The following is a 14,695-nucleotide window of genomic DNA, read 5'->3' as shown; positions in this document are numbered from 1 at the left end:
CCCTAGTGGCGGGGGTGGATTAGCCTTGAGCACTATGGCATTGCCCCCCGGCACGAGCGCGACCGTCGAGATCTCGGCACCGCCCGGCTTCGTCCTCGACGCCATCGCCGACGTGGAGAAGTACCCCCGGTGGGCGCACGCCACGGCAGCCGTGACCGTCCGCAGCTATGAGGGTGACGGCTGGCCCGACAACGTGGAGTTCACGGTGACCGGTGGGCCGCTGAAAGACACCTACACGGTGGACTACGACTGGGACGTGAACGAGGACGGGACCGGTGCCGTGACGTACGCCCTCGTCAGCTCCGAGCTGCTCAGTGCACTGGACGGCCGATTCGACCTGCGATCCCGGGACGAAGGCAGGTCGACCGAGCTCACCCACTCGCTCTCCCTCGACGTCACCGTCCCCGTTCTGGGGCTCCTCAAACGCCGGGTCGAGCGCTCGTTGGTGACCGCCTTCGTCGAGCAGCTGCGCACCTATGTCGAGGCGAGGACCCGCACCCGTGGCCAGGCCTGAGGGGCTGCCGCGCGTGCTCGTCTGCACGGGCAAGGGCGGGGTCGGCAAGACGACGACGGCGGCCGCGCTCGGCATCGACGCAGCGCGAGAGGGGGCACGCACCCTGGTGATGTCCACCGACGGGGCCCACTCCCTCGGGGATGCGCTTGCGGTCGACCTGCACTCAGGACCCGTGCTCGTCGAGGAGCGCCTCACGGCGGAGCACGTCAGCGCGGCACACGGCCTCTCCGACGCCTGGCGGGTGGTCCAGGACTACCTGCTGGGTCTGCTCGGCGATGTCGGGATCGACCCCGCCGTGGCCGAAGAGCTGACCAGCCTTCCGGGGGCCGACGAGATCGCAGCCCTCGTCACCCTGCGGGAGCGGGTCCGGGCCGATGAGTGGGACGTCGTCATCGTCGACTGTGCGCCGACGGCCGAGACCCTTCGCCTCCTCGCGCTGCCCGACTCGCTGTCCTGGCATCTGCGTCGGTGGCTTCCCCAGGGTTCGACGTGGCGTCCCGCGGCGGCGGCGGCCTTGGGTGTGCCGATGCCCGGTCCGGCGGTCCTCGAGGCGATCACGCGCTGGCACGACCAGATGACCGACCTCAAGGGGGTCCTTCGGGCCCCCGGCTCGACGATCCGGCTCGTGACGACCCCTGAGAAGGTCGTGACCGCCGAGGCGCGACGGACGTGGACATCGCTCTCGCTGTTCGGCTTCACCGTGGACGCGGTGCACGTCAACCGGATCTTCCCCACGGGTCCCGACTGGCTCTCCGGCTGGAACCGCGCCCAGGCCGAGGGTCTGGAGGAAGTGCACCGATCCTTCACCGGCATACCCATCGTCGCCATGCCGTACCTGCCGGAGGAACCCATCGGCCCCGACGCCCTGGCCCGACTGGCCATCTCGTGTGCGGAGGTGCGGCTGACGAGGGACCGTCCGGTCGGCGCCGCGTCGACGGCACCGCTCACGGTGACCGAGACCGCCCAGGGGTACACCCTCTCCGTGCTCGTCCCCTTCGTGGCCGCCGCCGACGTCTCCCTGGGACGGCGCGGCGACGACCTTCTGATCGACGTCGCCGGACAGCACCGTGTCGTGACGCTCCCCGCGGCCCTGGCCCCCTTGACCGTCGACGGAGCGGGCGTGCGTGACGGACGACTCGTCGTCACGTTCGCGCGCGACGACCGGGTGATCGCATGACCGGGGAGGACCGCCCGGGCTCGGTCGCCGAGGAGATCGCGGCCCTCGCCGAGGCGTTGCGCGCCCGTTCGGGCAGACCGGGACCCGAGGATCCGGACGATGCCCCCTCCGGTCATCACCAGCGGCCCATCGACACGTGCGAGATCTGCCCCCTGTGCCGGCTGATGACGACGCTCCACTCGGTCAGTCCCGCGGCCGTCGTCGCCCTCGCCGACCTCGCCCACCAGGCCGAGGTGACCCTACGGACCCTGGCCGCGGACCTGCAGTCCGCACGGAGCGAGTCCGAGGACCCGCCAGCGCGTCAGGACATCCCGGTCGACGACCTCGATGGGGAGTGAGGGCCCCCGCCGTCCACCGCCCCCGGTGAGGGACGCGGTCCCGCGGACCCGATGCGGCCGGTGCCGAATCGGTACCCTCGGTTGTCGTGAGTGGGAGTGCCGAGCCGGTGGACGACAGCGCAGCGGGCGGGAGCGAGCCGGATGAGCTCGCGCCGCTGGCCATCGGCATCGACATCGGCGGCACCAAGGTCGCCGGCGGACTCGTCGATGACCGAGGACTCATCACCCGACGGCTGCGTCGCGACACGCCGCACCGGTCCACGTCGCCCGCCGTCGTCGAGGACGTCATCGTCGGGGTGGTGGGCGAGCTGATGTCGGGGTTGGCGATGGAGCGGGTCACCGCGATCGGGATCGGTGCCGCCGGGTTCGTGGCCGCCGACCGGGCGACGGTCGCCTTCGCTCCGCACCTGTCGTGGCGTGACGAGCCGCTCCGCGACCGCCTGGCCGCCCGGTTGACCAAGCCGGTCTTCATCGACAACGATGCGAACGCCGCTGCGTGGGCGGAGTGGCGCTTCGGTGCCGCGCGGGGCGAGACACACCTGGTGATGATCACCCTCGGGACCGGGATCGGCGGGGGTCTGCTGTGGAACGGCGAGGTGATCCGCGGCAAGCACGGCATCGCCGGCGAGTTCGGTCACATGCAGGTCGTGCCCGAAGGGCACCGCTGCGAGTGTGGGAACCGTGGCTGCTGGGAGCAGTACGCCTCCGGCAACGCACTCGTCCGGGAGGCGCGAGCCCTCGTGGCCGCCCGCAGCCCGATCGCCATGGACATGCTCGCCCGCATCGACGGCGACGCCGCCAACCTCACCGGGCCGCTGATTACCGAGGCCGCCCGGGAGGGCGACATGATGGCGGTCGAGCTCCTCTCCGAGATCGGCACCTGGCTCGGGGTGGGGATGGCCAACCTCGCCGCGGCCCTCGATCCGGGCATGTTCGTCGTCGGTGGCGGTGTGAGCGCCGCGGGTGAGCTCCTCCTCGATCCCGCCAGGACCGCGTTCGCGCGCACTCTCACCGGACGCGGCTATCGGCCGGAGGCGGGGATCGTCGCAGCGAGTCTGGGCAACGACGCCGGCCTGATCGGCGCCGCCGACCTCGCCAGGGCCAGCGTCGACCCGTGACGGTCGATCCCGCCGGTGACCACACCGGTCGGACTCGGCTACGGGTCGCCGGCTACAACACTCGCGACTTCCTCGACGACCGCCGTGCTGCGTCACGGGTGGTGCGCGCGATCGCGCCCGATGTGCTCTGCCTCCAGGAGGTTCCGAGGCATCCGGTCAGCGGCTGGCGGGTTCGCCGGTTCGCCGAGGAGTGCGGCATGTCCTGGCCGGGTGGGCACCGGGGCGGCGGCGGCACCACGGTCTTCACCGGTGACCGGGTCAGTCCGGTCGAGGCTCGCCACAGCCGGCTCACCGTGGCCCTGTTCACCCGATCCAGAGGGTATGCGGTGGTCCGGGTCCGCCCGACCGGACGGCCGGACCTGGCTGCACTGACCGTGTCGAGCGTGCATCTGAGCCTGAACGCGGGAGAGCGTCACGTCCACACCCGCACGATCATCGACGATGTCGTCGCAACGGCCGGAGGGCCGCATCGCATCGTGCTCGCCGGGGACCTGAACGAGCACCGGTCGGGGAGTGCCAGTCAGCTGCTCGAGTCCCGGCTGTGTCTCGTCTCACCCGATGCGCCGACGTACCCCGTCCGACGTCCCCGGGCGGTCCTCGACGTGATCCTCGCGTCACCGGACATCGAGGTTCTCCCGCACTGCCCGCTCGACCTCGACGAGGAGGAGCTGCTCCGAGCGAGCGACCACCGGCCCGTCTGGGTCGACATCCTCCTCTGATCCGTATCGGCCGCCTTCCGGGTCGTCAGGTTCGGCCTCGCCGTCGACGCCCGTGCCCACGGTCGCGCGGGCTGACTACGCTGGCCCTCGTGAACGAGGAGCAGCCCGACGCGCCCGAACGCGGCACCCCTCCGGACGTCACGGGCGAGCACTTCGTCCACGCCCTCCGCAGCGCGGCTCCCTACATCCACACGCACAACGGCAAGACCTTCGTCATCGCCTTCCCCGGAGAGATCTGCCTGCGAGGGGATACCGACCGGCTGTTGGGCGACATCGCGCTCCTGTCCAGCCTCGGCGTCCGCATCGTGCTGGTGCACGGGGTGCGCCCCCAGATCGAGGCCGAGCTCGAGGTCAGGGGTATCCGGTCCCGGTTCGCCGGAGACCTCAGGGTGACCGACGGACCGACGATGGAGGCGGTCAAAGCGGCCGTCGGCTCGCTGCGCATGGACATCGAGGCACGACTGAGTGCGAGCCTCGGCAATACGCCCATGGCGGGCTCCCGACTCAAGGTCGTCGGCGGCAACTGGGTGACCGCCCGTCCGGTGGGTGTCCGGGACGGTGTCGACCACGCGCTCACCGGTCTCGTCCGCAGTGTCGCGGTGTCCGAGATCCGTGATCAGCTGTCCACCGATCGGATCGTCCTGATCTCCCCGATCGGCTACTCGCCGACCGGCGAGACCTTCAACCTCCGTAACGCCGAGGTCGCCGAGGCGGTAGCGACGGGGCTCGGCGCGGACAAGCTGATCTTCGTCATCGAGTCGGAGCCGGGCACCTGGCGGATCGCCCTCGACGCCGGAGACGCCGGCCAGCTGCCCCTGAGCGCCGCCGAGACGATGCTCGTCACCGAGCTTCGGGAGCGGACGCTCTCACCGGAGGACCGCAACTGCGTGCGCGCTGCGCTCTCCGCGTGTCGTGCGGGCGTCCGCCGGGTGCACCTCATCGGGGCCGAGGGAGCCAGCCCGCTCCTGCGCGAGCTCTACACCCGTGACGGCTGCGGCCTGATGATCTCGGCCGACGACGACTATGAGTCCACTCGGCAGGCGACCATCGACGACGTCGCCGGGATCATGTCCTTGATCGCGCCGCTGGAAGGCGCCGGCACTCTCGTGCCTCGGAGCCGCGAACAGCTCGAGCTCGATATCGACACCTTCTCGGTCATCGTCCGCGACGGAACCGTCATCGCCTGTGCCTCACTGGTCCCGTTCCCGTCAGAGGGCTCGGCCGAGCTGGCCTGCGTCGCAGTCCATCCCGACTACCGGGGGCGTGACCTCGCGGCCGTCCTCCTCCGCCGTGCCCGGGTCACCGCCCGAGGGTTGGGTGTGAGCCGACTCTTCGCTCTGACCACTCAGACGCCGCACTGGTTCATCGAGCACGGGTTCGATCGGGGTTCGGCCTCCGACCTGCCCGACGAGCGCCGTCGGACCTACGACCCGATGCGCAACTCACTAATTCTCGTGGACAGGTCGCTGTCGCGCTGAGGTGACCGCTCGACCACGCTTTCTCAGCTCAGAGCCGGGTCCCGTCATCGGTCGTGTCGCGGTCGCGCGGCTGCCGGAGGATGAGTAGGGCGAACCCACCGACGAACAGTCCGACGGCTCCGAGGAACCACCAGGATGACGTCGACGCACCGGTCAGCGCGACATAGAGCAGAAGCAGACCGCCGCCGACCAGGCCGACGATGATTCCCCAGAAGTGCAGGTCCTCCTGCGGGGGCAACACGACCGGATCGGGACGGAACTCGTCCTCCTCGTCATCCGGTTCGGGGGTCGCGTCGGCGCCTCGGGTGTCCTCGGGCGGCACCCACGCGGTGGGCCCGCGCCAGATGTTCACACCCGGGGGCGGACCCGCTGCAGGGGGCTCGGGCGGTGCCGGCCCCGATGGCGCGGGAGGGGGCGGCGCCGGATCCTCGATCGGACCGGTTGCGTCCCAGCCCGCGATCAGAGCCTCGAACTCCTTGTCGAGGTCGCGCTCGGGCTGCTCCGGCGTCATGACGCGGCATTCACCTCGCAGACCCGGTCGATGAACTGCCGGGTCATGGCGAAGATCGTCGGTGCGTCGTTGTCGATGGTGGCGACGTGATAGCTGTTCACGAGCAGCTCCTCGTGGACATCCGTGCTGCCGACCCGCTCGAGGAACAGCGCCGAGCTCGACGCCGGGACGATGTGGTCCTCCGGGCTCCGGAAGAGCAGGACGGGCAGGGTCAGCCGCGGCAGGTCCCCCACCACCTCGCTCCACAGCTGGGTCTGGGAGTACAGCGCCTTGAGCGGTATGCGGTCGTAGCAGCCCTCGTCCTGACCCGGCTTCTTGATGTCGTTGCCGATGCCGGGCAGGGACGGCAGGACGCGTTGGAGCAGCGGAAGTGCCCGCATCCGGGGGTCCTCGACCTTGAACGCCGGGTTCACCAGCACGAGTCCGCTGATGCGGTCGGGGTGGTCCTGCGCCAGCCGCGTGACGAGTGCTCCGCCCATGGACAGTCCCGCTACGACGACGTGGTGGCACCGGTCGGTCAGTCGGGCGAAACCCCGGCTGAGCTCGGCGTACCAGTCCTGCCAGGTCGTGCCGTTCATCTCCTGCCACGTGGTCCCGTGGCCCGGGAGCAGCGGCAGGGAGACCGAGTGACCTGCAGCGGCGAGGTCCTCGGCCCACGGCCGCATGCTGACGGTGCTGCCGGTGAAGCCGTGGCTGAGGAGGACGCCGACTCCGGAGTCGCCGTCGTGCTGGAAGGGGGTCGCGCCGGGAATGCTCACCACGGCATCATTCCACGCTGAACCGGGCGGTTTCCGCAATCCCCGACTCTGTCGCCGCGCGTCGGGTCCGCTGCCGTCCGAGTCCGGCTGCCGTACCATGCGGACGTGCTCTACTGGTTCCTCAAGCGCTTCGCCCTCGGGCCGGTGCTCCGGTTGTTCTTCCGTCCCTGGGTCGAGGGACTGGAGAACATCCCGCGCGAGGGCCCGGCGATCCTCGCGAGCAACCATCTGTCCTTCAGTGACTCGATCTTCCTGCCGCTCGTCGTGGACCGGCGGGTGACGTTCCTCGCCAAGTCCGACTACTTCACCGGACGGGGCCTCAAAGGCTGGCTCACCGCGACGTTCATGCGCGGCGTGGGACAGCTCCCCGTCGACCGCTCCGGTGGCAAGGCGAGCAACGCGGCGCTCAAGGCGGGCCTGAAGGTCCTCGGGCGAGGTGAACTCCTCGGCATCTACCCCGAGGGCACCCGATCCCCGGACGGCCGCCTGTTCCGAGGGCGGACCGGTGTGGCCCGCCTGGCCCTGGAGGCAAAGGTTCCCGTGATCCCTGTCGTCATGGTCGGGACGGACGAGGCCCAGCCGACCGGACGGGTCGTGCCTCGGATCACCCGGGTGGGTGTCCGGATCGGTCAGCCGTTGGACTTCTCGCGCTACGAGGGAATGGAGGAGGACCGGTTCGTCCTCCGCTCGGCGACCGACGAGATCCTCTACGAGCTGATGCGCCTGTCCGACCAGGAGTACGTCGACGAGTACGCGTCGACGATGAAGGACCGGATCAAGAACCGTGGGCGGGGCCGACACGTCGCCCCGCGTGCGCGGCGGGGCGAGGGGAGCCCCGATGTGGACCGCGCTGCGAGCTGACCGCACCGGCCGCAGCGGCCGTCGGGAGCCGATTGTCGCGGTGGCCTCCTGGGCCGGCCTGGACGTCTTCCGACCCATCGCAGCCCTGTATGCGGGGCAGCTGGCCTACCGCCGCCATGAGGAGATGCTCCGCCCCTGGTTGGCCTTCGTCATCATCGCGGTCCTCATGGCGTGGAGCCTGGCGATGCTCTTCTACCGTCGCCGCACCGTGACGACGACGGTGCTCGAGATCGCGATAGCCGTCGCGGGCATCGTCGCGTCGCGCTTCGTCGACACTCCGGAGAACATCGCGGCCGGAGTGGCGACCATTCCAAGTATCTGGCCGGCCGGTAGCGTGCTCGGTGCTGCGGTGCTCCTCGGCGTCCGCGGAGGACTGGTGGCCGCCGTCGTCATCGGGGTGGCCGACCTGATCGCAGTCGGGTTCGTGCCGACAGCGACGACCCTGCACAACATCGTGCTGCTCGTCCTGTTGGGCGGCCTGTTCGGTCTGGCCGTCGACCTGGCCCGTGAGGGACAGCAGCGGCTCGAGGCCGTGCTGGCCGAGCAGGAACGGCTCAAGGAGCGTGAACGGCTCTCCCGCGCCGTTCACGACGGGGTCCTGCAGGCCCTCGCCTACATCAACCGGCGGGGGAACGAGCTCGGCGGCGAGAGCGCGGAACTGGCCCGACTGGCCGCCGAGCAGGAGAGGTCGCTGCGGGACCTCATCACGTCCTCTCACCCGGCACCGCTCGCCTCCGGGGGACGCGACCTGCGCGCCCGGCTCCTCCCGCTCGAGACCCACCGGGTGAGCGTGGTCACTCCGGCGGTACCGGTCGAGGTGACACCCCGGGTCGCCGACGAGGTCGCGCGCGCGGTCGAGGCGGCACTCGACAACGTCACCCGTCACGCCGGACCCGATGCCGAGGCATGGGTCCTCGTGGAGGGCACCCGGGACGCCGTCCGGGTCACGGTGCGCGACAACGGGGTCGGCATGGAGCCAGGGCGCCTCGCCCAGGCACAGAACCAGGGCCGCCTCGGAGCCTCGGCCTCGATCCGCAGCCGCATCGAGGACCTCGGCGGGAGCGTGAGCTGGCGGAGCCGCCCCGGGGCCGGGTGCACGGTCGTCATCGACGTCCCCTCGCGCCGTGACAGAGTGACGTCGTGACCTCCCCGTCGACCGGCGCCGAACCCCCGGCACCCACGACCGTGCTGGTCGCCGACGACCACCCGCTCTGGCTCGCCGCCCTCGAGCGCGACCTCGTCGCCGCCGGCCTGCGCGTCGTGGCGACGGCCGCCGACGGGCCGGCGACGGTGCGCCGGGCGCACGCGACGAGACCCGACGTGCTCGTCCTCGACCTCAACCTGCCCGGGCTCCGGGGTGACGAGGTGTGTCGCGCCCTCGGTGACCTCGAGACTCGCATCCTCATCCTCAGCGCCAGCGGGGAGCCGGCCGACGTCCTCGCGGCCATCAAGGCGGGTGCGACCGGCTATCTCGTGAAGTCGGCCCGCCCTGCCGAGATCATCGAGGCGGTGCGGGCCACTGCGCGCGGTGAGGCGGTCTTCACCCCCGGTCTCGCCGGAATGGTGCTCGGCGAGTTCACCCGGATCGCCGACGACGAGCAGGCCAGGGCCGACCGGGAGGGGCCGGACGGATCGGGCCGTGACCGGGTGCCGGAGCTCACCGAACGGGAGGTCGAGGTGCTCCGGCTCGTCGCCACCGGAATGTCGTACAAGGAGATCGCGACCGATCTCGGCATCTCCCACCGCACCGTGCAGAACCACGTGCAGAACACCCTCGGCAAGCTGCACATGCACAACCGCGTCGAGCTCGTCCGCTTCGCGATCGCTCGGGGCCTGGACACACCCCCGCCTGGGTGACCCCCGCATACCGGCATCCGAACGCGGACCGGCCCGCCTGAGGAGGGAACTATCCTTGTCCGGGTGAGCAGCACCCCGACCGTCTCCCCGCCGACGGCCCCCGCGGCCGCCGCCCCGTCACCTCCGGCCGCCCAGCAGCCGGAGTGGCCCGACCCGGCCGCCCTAGCCGAGGCGGTGGCGACGCTCGCGAGCTACCCGCCTCTCGTCTTCGCCGGAGAGGTCGACGTCCTGCGCACCCGGATGGCCGCGGCCGCGCAGGGTGAGGCGTTCGTCCTCCAGGGGGGCGACTGCGCCGAGACGTTCGCCTCAGCGACCGCGGACAACATCCGAGACCGCATCAAGACGATCCTGCAGATGGCCGCTGTGCTGACCTACGGAGCCTCGGTGCCCGTGGTCAAGGTCGGTCGGCTCGCCGGCCAGTACGCCAAACCGCGGTCGAGCACGAGCGAGACCCGCGAGGGCGTGACGCTGCCGGCCTACCGCGGCGACATGGTCAACGACTTCGAGTTCACCGAGGGCGCCCGCACGCCGGACCCGCACCGACTCGTGCGGGCGTACCACGCGAGCAGCGCGACCCTCAACCTCGTCCGAGCGTTCACCCAGGGCGGCTTCGCCGACCTGCGCTACGTCCACGAGTGGAACCGCGGCTTCGTCGCGAACGCCGCCAACGTGCGTTACGAGCGGCTGGCGCGCGACATCGACAAGGCGATGAAGTTCATGGCCGCCTGCGGTGCGGAGTTCGACGCCATGCGCACGACGGAGTTCTTCTCCTCCCACGAGGCCCTCGTCCTCGACTACGAGCGCCCGCTGAGCCGGGTGGACAGCCGCACCGGCGACCTCTACGACACCTCGGGTCACTTCATCTGGGTGGGGGAGCGCACGCGCCAGCTCGACGGGGCTCACCTCGACTTCGTCTCCCGGGTGCGCAACCCGATCGGGGTCAAGCTCTCGCAGAAGGCCGAGGTCGACGACATCCTGCGCATCATCGACCTCGTCGACCCCGACCGTGAACCCGGACGGCTTACGTTCATCACGCGGATGGGATCCGGGCAGGTCCGCGACGCCCTACCGGCGATCGTGGACGGGGTGACCAGGTCCGGCGCGACGGTGACGTGGATCTGCGATCCCATGCATGGCAACACCTTCGAGTCCGCGTCCGGCTTCAAGACCCGTGACTTCGAGGACGTCGTCGACGAGGTCAGAGGGTTCTTCGAGGTGCACGCCGCCCTCGGCACGGTCCCCGGCGGGTTGCATGTCGAGCTCACGGGCAACGACGTCACCGAGTGCATCGGCGGCGCCGAGAAGATCCTCGACGCCGACCTGAGCAAGCGGTACGAATCGGTCTGCGACCCTCGGCTGAACCACCAGCAGAGTCTCGAGCTCGCGTTCCTCGTCGCCGAGATGTTGAGCAACCCGCCCGCATGAGCCGCGTGTGACCGCATACCGCGCAGACCTGCTCTCGGACACCCTGACGGCCCCGACCGAGGGCATGCGAGCCGCCATGGCGGCTGCCCCCGTCGGTGATGACGTCTTCGGCGAGGACCCCACCGTGCGGGCGCTGGAGGAGGAGGTCGCCGGCCTGCTCGGCCACGAGGCGGCGCTCTTCACCCCGACGGGCAGCATGGCCAACCAGCTGGGCCTGCGACTGCACGTCGCTCCCGGCCAGGAGCTGCTCGCCGACGCCGACGCGCACGTCGTGCGCGCCGAGCTCGGGGCGGCTGCGGCGTTCTCCGGGATCACGTCCCGGACCTGGCACAGCGAGCGGGGCCGCCTCGAGCCCGAGGCTCCCTTGGGGTTGGCCGCAGTCGGCTGCGGTCAGTACCAGGTCGAGACCGCCCTCGTCGTCGTCGAGAACACCCACAACTTCGGCGGCGGGACGGTCCAGCCGCTCGAGGCCATCCGCCGACTTCGCCATGAGACCGTCGACATCGGGGTGGCGATGCATCTCGACGGAGCCCGGCTGTGGAACGCACACGTCGCCACCGGCACCCCGCTCGCCGCCTATGGTGACGAGTTCGACACCGTGAGCGTCTGCCTCTCCAAAGGCCTCGGCGCCCCCGTCGGGTCGGTGCTCGTCGGGAGCGCCGCGGCAATGGCGGAGGCGCGGGTGTGGCGCAAGCGCTACGGCGGCGGGATGCGCCAGGTCGGCATCCTCGCCGCGGCCGGCCGGTATGCGCTGGTCCACCACCTCGAACGGCTCGCCGACGACCACGAGCGGGCCCGTCGGTTCGCCGAGGCGGTCGCCGAAGCCGCCCCCGACGTGGTCGACCCGGTCGCGGTGGAGACCAACATCGTCATGCTCGATGTCGGCGCGATCGGACGACGCCCGGCCGACGTCGTCGCCGGGCTCGCCGAGCGATCGGTGCGGACCTACGCGTCCGGCGCCAGCCGGGTGCGGTGCGTCTGGCACCTCGACGTCGACGACGCGGCGACGGACCACGCGATCGAGGCTGCGCGAGAGGTGCTCGCGGCGCCCTAAGGCGCCTCGTGATGGAGCATCTCGGCCGGGGGGTCCTCCGCAGCGGTCGCCTGTGGCCGGCGACGCGGGGCGAGCTCGACGAGGTACATCGCGGCGACCACGAACGATCCGCCGAGCAGCATCCGGGCCGTCACGGACTCACCTCCGAGGAGCACGGCGAAGAACGCGGCGAAGACGGGCTCGAGTGACATGACGATGGCCGCTCGGGCCGCGGTCAGGTGCGACTGCGCCCAGGTCTGCGCCCAGAGGGCGAACGCACCCGCGACGAGAGCCATGTAGACGACCGACACCCAGCCACCGGCGCTGTCCGGCGTCTGGACACCGCCCGGCAGGGACGCAACGACGCAGATCGCGGCGACGGCCAGAGCCTGCACGGTGGCGAGGCCGACCGCGGTCTCGGCCCGCGCATACCGGCCCAGTCCGATGATGTGGAGCGCGTAGACGGCTGCCGCCACCAGGGTCACGGTCTCACCGAGACCGAGAGCGATGCCTCGCAGCGAGAGCACCGCGATGCCCGTCATCGCCAGGACCGCGGCCGCCCAGACCCTTCCGGGGATCCGGTCGCGGAAGATCACCGCGCCGAGGATGGGCGTGAGGACGACGTAGGTGCCGGTGATGAAGCCCGAGACCGAGGCGTCGGTGTGCTCCAGGCCGATGGTCTGGAGGATCTGCGCGACGCCGTAGAGGCCGCCGAGGCCCAGACCCACCTGCACGTCGCGTCGGGTCAGCGCGAGTAGCTGTCGGCGGAACACGATGGTCATCGCGAGCGCGGCGATGGTGAACCGGACGGCGAGGAAGTCGGTCGCGGGGATGGTCTCGACCAGATCCTTGATGAGGAAGAAGGTCGAGCCCCAGATCGCCGTGACGGCGACGAGCAGCACGGTGGCGAGCCGCGTGCGAGAGGCAGAGGCGAGGACGGGCACCCCCGAACGATACGAGGTCAGACGATCGTCAGCGTCACCGTGCTCCCGACGCGGACGCGCGTGCCGGCTTCCTCGCTCTGGGCGCGAACCGTGTTGAAGAAGCCGCCGAGCGCACGCTCGACGTCGACCTGCAGACCGAGGGCCTCGAGCTCGGCCTCGGCCTCCTGGAGCTGCTTGCCCACGAGGTTCGGCATCTCGACTGTCTCGGGGCCCTTGGACGGGACGACGGTGACCGTGTCACCCCGGAAGAGCGAGCCCTCCGCCGGCGTCTGGGAGATGACCCGGCCGCTCGCCACGGAGTCGCTGAACCGCGCCTCGGCGACGGAGATCACCAGACCGGCATCCTCGACGGCCGAGGTCGCGTCCTCGACACTCTCGCCGGCGAGCGCGGGCACCGGGATCGGCTCGCGGCCCTTGCTCACGACCAGGGCGACAGGGTCTCCGCGCCGCAGCTCGGTGCCCTCCGTCGGGTCGACGGAGACGACGACGCCGGCCTCGACCTCCTCGGAGTAGGCCTCGGTCACCTCGCCCAGGGCGAGCATCGTCTCCTCGAGCACCTGACCCGCTGCGTCGGCGGGTGTTCCGACGAGGGCGGGCACCGCATACCGCTCGGGGCCGAGGGAGACGCGCACCGCCACGTCCGTGCCGCGGCGGACCTCCCGGCCGGCCAGGGGGTCGGTCGAGACCACCTGACCCACCGGAATCGTCTCGTCGTAGACGTCCTCGCGGACCGCTCCGAGCTCGGCGGTCCGCAGGGTGGCGACAGCCTCGTCGTAGTCGAGCACCGCGACGACCGGCACCGTGGTCGGCGAGCCCGGGCCGACGAGGAACCACCACGCGCCGGCACCCGCGGCGGCGAGCAGTACGGCGGTGACCAGGGCGAGCACCAGACCTCGGCGGCGGTGGGAACCGACCGGTTCGGGGGCATGGTCCGGAAGCTGTTCGCGCGGCACGACCTCGCCGCCCGGACGGACGACGAGCGGCACGACCGGCGTCGCGCCCGGGTCGGGTTGGCCCGCCGGGTCGGGTGCGGCGGTCCGGTGGGCCATGATCTGGGTGGGGGAGGACGCGTAGGCGACGGCGGCCGCGGGTCCGGTCGGACGGTCGTCGAGCTGGTCCTCGGTGAGCCGCGCCCTCGCCGACCGGATCGCCTGGCCGAGTGCCGCCCCGTCGGCCGGGCGTTCCATCGGCTCCCGTGAGGTGGCCAGGTCGACCAGCGCGTCAAGCGGCTCGGGGACCTCCGGAGCCCGCGACGAGGGCACCGGGACGCCTCCGTGAACGTGCTGGTACGCGACGTACATCGGGTTGTCGCCGGTGAAGGCCTTGGTCCCGGTGAGCATCTCGAAGATGACCAGGCCGGCGGCGTAGACGTCGCTGCGGGCATCCACCCGGCCGCTCTCGACCTGCTCCGGGGCGAGGTACGAGACAGTTCCCAGGAGGGCGTCGGTGGCCGAGGTCGCCGTCTCGGAGGTGACGGCGCGCGCCAAGCCGAAGTCGGTGACCTTGACGACACCGTCCTCGCGGATGATCACGTTCTCGGGCTTGATGTCCCGGTGGATCAGACCCGCCGCGTGTGCGGCCGCGAGGGCGTCTGCAAGAGGTGCGGCGATGTCGAGCGCGGCGCGTGGCGACAACGCGCCGTCCTCGTCGAGGACCTGACGCAGCGTGCGACCCCGGACCAGCTCCATGACGAGGAAGATCCGTCCGTCGTCCTCGCCCTGGTCGTGGACCGCGACGATGTTGGGGTGGGACAGGCGCGCCGCGGACCGTGCTTCGCGAGCGAAGCGCGCGACATAGGTGTCGTCGGCGGCCAGCGCCGGGTGCATGACCTTGAGCGCGACGTGCCGGTCCAGACGGGTGTCCAGCGCCTCGTAGACGGTGGCCATGCCGCCCCGGGCGATGTGCCCCACGATGCGGTAGCGACCGTCGACGAGATCATCGGGCGCGAAGACGGACACGCTC

The 14,695-nt window shown here is 71.1% G+C and carries 15 protein-coding genes; 11 read left to right on the top strand and 4 right to left on the bottom strand.

What is annotated here, in order from left to right:
* Window positions 1-34: 34 nt before the first annotated feature.
* The 6 genes from GA707_RS16290 to argA all read left to right on the top strand — a co-directional run bounded on the left by GA707_RS16290 (window position 35) and on the right by argA (window position 5,344).
* A complete protein-coding gene (locus GA707_RS16290) occupies window positions 35-514 on the top strand; it encodes an SRPBCC family protein (RefSeq protein WP_152179508.1) in 480 nt (159 codons plus the stop codon).
* On the top strand, window positions 501-1,691 hold the full coding sequence (locus GA707_RS16285) for an ArsA family ATPase (RefSeq protein ID WP_226963871.1): 1,191 nt from the start codon (window positions 501-503) through the stop codon (window positions 1,689-1,691). The genes GA707_RS16290 and GA707_RS16285 overlap by 14 nt, the downstream gene beginning before the upstream one ends.
* A complete protein-coding gene (locus tag GA707_RS16280) occupies window positions 1,688-2,029 on the top strand; it encodes a hypothetical protein (protein WP_152179506.1) in 342 nt (113 codons plus the stop codon). The genes GA707_RS16285 and GA707_RS16280 overlap by 4 nt, the downstream gene beginning before the upstream one ends.
* 155 nt (window positions 2,030-2,184) lie before the next feature.
* On the top strand, window positions 2,185-3,147 hold the full coding sequence (locus GA707_RS16275) for an ROK family glucokinase (RefSeq protein WP_152179553.1): 963 nt from the start codon (window positions 2,185-2,187) through the stop codon (window positions 3,145-3,147).
* Window positions 3,144-3,866: an endonuclease/exonuclease/phosphatase family protein gene (locus tag GA707_RS16270; protein WP_152179505.1), complete on the top strand. Its 723-nt coding sequence runs from the start codon at window positions 3,144-3,146 to the stop codon at window positions 3,864-3,866. The genes GA707_RS16275 and GA707_RS16270 overlap by 4 nt, the downstream gene beginning before the upstream one ends.
* 89 nt (window positions 3,867-3,955) lie before the next feature.
* Window positions 3,956-5,344, top strand: a complete 1,389-nt coding sequence (gene argA / locus GA707_RS16265) for an amino-acid N-acetyltransferase (protein ID WP_152179504.1) — start codon at window positions 3,956-3,958, stop codon at window positions 5,342-5,344.
* Between the two features lie 28 nt (window positions 5,345-5,372).
* Here the strand turns inward: argA and GA707_RS16260 are convergent, their stop codons facing one another.
* The gene (locus GA707_RS16260) at window positions 5,373-5,855 is read right to left on the bottom strand and encodes a hypothetical protein (RefSeq protein WP_152179503.1); all 483 of its coding nucleotides are present in this window, start codon (window positions 5,853-5,855) and stop codon (window positions 5,373-5,375) included.
* Window positions 5,852-6,613 carry a carboxylesterase gene (locus GA707_RS16255; RefSeq protein WP_226963870.1) on the bottom strand — a complete coding sequence of 254 codons (762 nt, stop codon included), beginning with the start codon at window positions 6,611-6,613 and terminating at the stop codon, window positions 5,852-5,854. Before GA707_RS16255 ends, GA707_RS16260 begins: the two co-directional genes overlap by 4 nt.
* Before the next feature lie 105 nt (window positions 6,614-6,718).
* Here GA707_RS16255 and GA707_RS16250 point away from each other — a divergent pair, with 105 nt between their 5' ends.
* The 5 genes from GA707_RS16250 to GA707_RS16230 all read left to right on the top strand — a co-directional run bounded on the left by GA707_RS16250 (window position 6,719) and on the right by GA707_RS16230 (window position 11,810).
* On the top strand, window positions 6,719-7,474 hold the full coding sequence (locus GA707_RS16250) for a 1-acyl-sn-glycerol-3-phosphate acyltransferase (protein ID WP_152179501.1): 756 nt from the start codon (window positions 6,719-6,721) through the stop codon (window positions 7,472-7,474).
* On the top strand, window positions 7,452-8,618 hold the full coding sequence (macS, locus tag GA707_RS16245) for a MacS family sensor histidine kinase (protein WP_152179500.1): 1,167 nt from the start codon (window positions 7,452-7,454) through the stop codon (window positions 8,616-8,618). Before GA707_RS16250 ends, macS begins: the two co-directional genes overlap by 23 nt.
* Window positions 8,615-9,331, top strand: a complete 717-nt coding sequence (locus tag GA707_RS16240; protein WP_152179499.1) for a response regulator transcription factor — start codon at window positions 8,615-8,617, stop codon at window positions 9,329-9,331. Before macS ends, GA707_RS16240 begins: the two co-directional genes overlap by 4 nt.
* 63 nt (window positions 9,332-9,394) lie before the next feature.
* Window positions 9,395-10,756, top strand: a complete 1,362-nt coding sequence (locus GA707_RS16235) for a class II 3-deoxy-7-phosphoheptulonate synthase (protein WP_193315377.1) — start codon at window positions 9,395-9,397, stop codon at window positions 10,754-10,756.
* A gap of 7 nt (window positions 10,757-10,763) precedes the next feature.
* The gene (locus tag GA707_RS16230) at window positions 10,764-11,810 is read left to right on the top strand and encodes a low specificity L-threonine aldolase (protein ID WP_152179497.1); all 1,047 of its coding nucleotides are present in this window, start codon (window positions 10,764-10,766) and stop codon (window positions 11,808-11,810) included.
* Here GA707_RS16230 and GA707_RS16225 read toward each other — a convergent pair.
* Window positions 11,807-12,733, bottom strand: coding sequence for a DMT family transporter (locus GA707_RS16225; protein ID WP_152179496.1), 927 nt, complete (start codon window positions 12,731-12,733; stop codon window positions 11,807-11,809). The two genes, GA707_RS16230 and GA707_RS16225, sit on opposite strands and share 4 nt — an antisense overlap.
* 17 nt (window positions 12,734-12,750) lie before the next feature.
* Window positions 12,751-14,691 (bottom strand): Stk1 family PASTA domain-containing Ser/Thr kinase, encoded by a 1,941-nt coding sequence (gene pknB, locus GA707_RS16220; protein ID WP_226963869.1) that lies wholly within the window; start codon window positions 14,689-14,691, stop codon window positions 12,751-12,753.
* Window positions 14,692-14,695 lie beyond the last annotated feature (4 nt).

This window comes from Nostocoides sp. F2B08, assembly GCF_009184895.1.
Lineage (GTDB): Bacteria > Actinomycetota > Actinomycetes > Actinomycetales > Dermatophilaceae > F2B08.
The sequence above is the reverse complement of the archived record's forward strand: the minus strand, read 5'-3'. Positions and strand labels throughout refer to the sequence as shown.

Bases quoted from the DNA above. Each gene is read 5' to 3' on its own strand.
- macS (WP_152179500.1), top strand. From the start codon at position 7,452: ATGTGGACCGCGCTGCGAGCTGACCGCACCGGCCGCAGCGGCCGTCGG.
- GA707_RS16290 (WP_152179508.1), top strand. From the start codon at position 35: ATGGCATTGCCCCCCGGCACGAGCGCGACCGTCGAGATCTCGGCACCG.
- GA707_RS16260 (WP_152179503.1), bottom strand. From the start codon at position 5,855: ATGACGCCGGAGCAGCCCGAGCGCGACCTCGACAAGGAGTTCGAGGCT.
- GA707_RS16280 (WP_152179506.1), top strand. From the start codon at position 1,688: ATGACCGGGGAGGACCGCCCGGGCTCGGTCGCCGAGGAGATCGCGGCC.